4 protein-coding genes are annotated in these 2,114 nt (G+C 63.8%); all 4 read right to left on the reverse strand.

Annotation, left to right across the window (positions count from 1 at the left end; genetic code table 11):
* Positions 1 to 142: 142 nt before the first annotated feature.
* The gene (locus I6U14_RS12945; protein WP_296899920.1) at positions 143 to 352 is read right to left on the reverse strand and encodes a hypothetical protein; all 210 of its coding nucleotides are present in this window, start codon (positions 350 to 352) and stop codon (positions 143 to 145) included.
* Positions 336 to 791: a PIN domain-containing protein gene (locus tag I6U14_RS12950; RefSeq protein WP_296899921.1), complete on the reverse strand. Its 456-nt coding sequence runs from the start codon at positions 789 to 791 to the stop codon at positions 336 to 338. Before I6U14_RS12950 ends, I6U14_RS12945 begins: the two co-directional genes overlap by 17 nt.
* Positions 792 to 1,087: 296 nt before the next feature.
* Complete coding sequence (locus I6U14_RS12955) at positions 1,088 to 1,579, reverse strand: hypothetical protein (protein WP_296899923.1); 492 nt, start codon at positions 1,577 to 1,579, stop codon at positions 1,088 to 1,090.
* Positions 1,580 to 1,693: 114 nt separating this feature from the next.
* The gene (locus I6U14_RS12960; RefSeq protein WP_296899925.1) at positions 1,694 to 2,020 is read right to left on the reverse strand and encodes a hypothetical protein; all 327 of its coding nucleotides are present in this window, start codon (positions 2,018 to 2,020) and stop codon (positions 1,694 to 1,696) included.
* Between the last annotated feature and the right edge of the window lie 94 nt (positions 2,021 to 2,114).

Consider the following 2,114-nt stretch of genomic DNA (forward strand, 5'->3'; position numbering starts at 1 on the left):
CAGTTCGTCGAGCGCATGCAGGGGTGGATCGACCCAAAGCGCTCGCTGCGGGAGGGAATTCCGGGACAGACCACGGCTTTCCTGATTAGCGGTCCCTGATTAGCGCCCAGCACATCCTTCAGAAGCCGACACCGAACGAGCCTCAGTCCGGTGTCGTCATGCGCGCCCGCAGCGCGCGCGCCTGTTCCGCCAGTGCGGCGACGGTCGCGTCCTGCCATTGGTCGCCTCTCCATCGGGTGTAATCGAACGGCTCCCGATGCAAGGCTACGATAAAGCGTTCGGCATCCACCGGGCCGAGTGCGGCAATCAGCGCCCGGACCCCGGCCAGTTTCAGCTCAGACTCGGTTTTCATAGTCATCTCCTTGCCAGTACCGGATGAAGTCGATCGGATCGGCAACGACGATGCGATCATCGCCGTGCATTCTGCGGATCAGCCTTAGATCCGTGGTCAACAGCCAGGTTGCTCCGGCTGTGATGGCGCTCGCGACATGTAGGGCGTCCATCGCCTTGACGCCGCGTTCGGCGACGCCCTCGGCGATGGCTTCGACCGCCGGGGTCGTAGGGACATCGACCCGCGCAAGATCGCGCCAGAGCGTGATCGCCTCTGCCCGCTCCGCGTCGGGATTGCCGGCATTCTCCAAGTCCAGCACCGCCGACCACGCGAGCCTCAGTTGTCCCTCCCGCACGCCGTGCTGCACCGCCAGTTTTGCCTCAGTCTGCAAGCGCACCAGCGTTTGAGACTGCTGGTCGAAGGGCCGGTTGAAGCAGCAGATGTCCAGATAAACCAGCAAGCCAGCATGTCCCCGATGGTCGAATCGACAAGCCGGCAGCACACTACAAGGGGGCGTGGGCCGACCCGAGCGTGCTCTGGGGACAGTATCTGTACCTCATGGCCACGGCGGGTGTCCGCTGCCCGCTCAACTGGGAACCCCGGCCCGCGAGGCATCGGTGTCGGCTCTGGGTCGCTCCTGCCGTTCAGACCGCTTAGCTGAGCGTCCGCAAAGGGCAGTTCAGCACACGTTCGCCGGCTATCGCCGGCCGGCGCCAGTGGACAGTCGACCGTCTGCAGACATCCACTCCGCTCGCGCTACTCCATGATGCTGACGATCTCTCCGGTCGCGAGCAGTTCCTTCAGGGTTCTGGGTGTGCGGGCCGGCCCCTGCGTCTCTTCTGCGGGTGCCTCCTCGGTGGCGTCTATGAACGCCAGCCGTACGGCGTCGTCATCGATGGTGACCCGGTAGCTCTCGGACCACGAGAGCCAGCGTTGGGCTTCCGCGCATCGCTGATCGGCGTCCGCCCCGCAGAACAAGGCTACAAAATAAGGCTTGTGACAGCCTGTGAAGTGACGACACCGCAGGCGCGGATCGGTCAATGCGACGACACGGGAAGGCAATCCACCGGCAGCGTTGACCTCGACCTGCGGACACATGACGGCGTAGAACTGCGATGGCAGATCGCCGTGATTCCGCTGCCAGCGTTCCAGTACCGTGACCACAAACTTCGGAATCCGAGCCACGCTCCATGGCTCGACGTAAGGCGGCACATTCGAGATCTCGATCTTTTGCGGCAGCGGCGTCAAGGCAAATGTCTCCAATCATCGGCGGACGGGCTGCAGCCAGAAGCATGCCTAGCGGCCTCGACAGAGGCTCCCCTCGGCCCTGATCAAGCAGCACGTCCGCCCCTTCGCACGCCCTCACTGCACCAAGTCGCGATAGGCATGCCAGGTCGCGTGTCCGAGCAGCGGAAAGACTACCACCATGCCCACCAAGAAGGTCGCGAAGCCGAAAGCGACCAGCAGGAAGCCAGAGATGCTCGCGGCGATCAGGTACGGGTGACTCCAGAAGGTCAGGATCAGCGCCCCGAACGCCGACACGATGAGGCCGTAGGCGAGGCTCGCGCCGGGCGTGTGGCACAAGTCATCCCAGCCGAGGCGCAGCCACTCGATCGGCTGCTCCACGGGGACGTGGGTGATATTGACAGGCCGCGTCGGATGCATACCCCGGTGTGTCAGGGTGGCCATGGCATTTCCTCCATCTGTTGAGCGATCGGACGGGGCTACCGTTTGCCGGCAAAGACCCCGCAATTTGCTCAGGCTTTTCTGAAGCGTAGAAGAC

Origin of the sequence: Thiohalocapsa sp. (assembly GCF_019695415.1) — a bacterium.
GTDB lineage: Bacteria > Pseudomonadota > Gammaproteobacteria > Chromatiales > Chromatiaceae > Thiohalocapsa.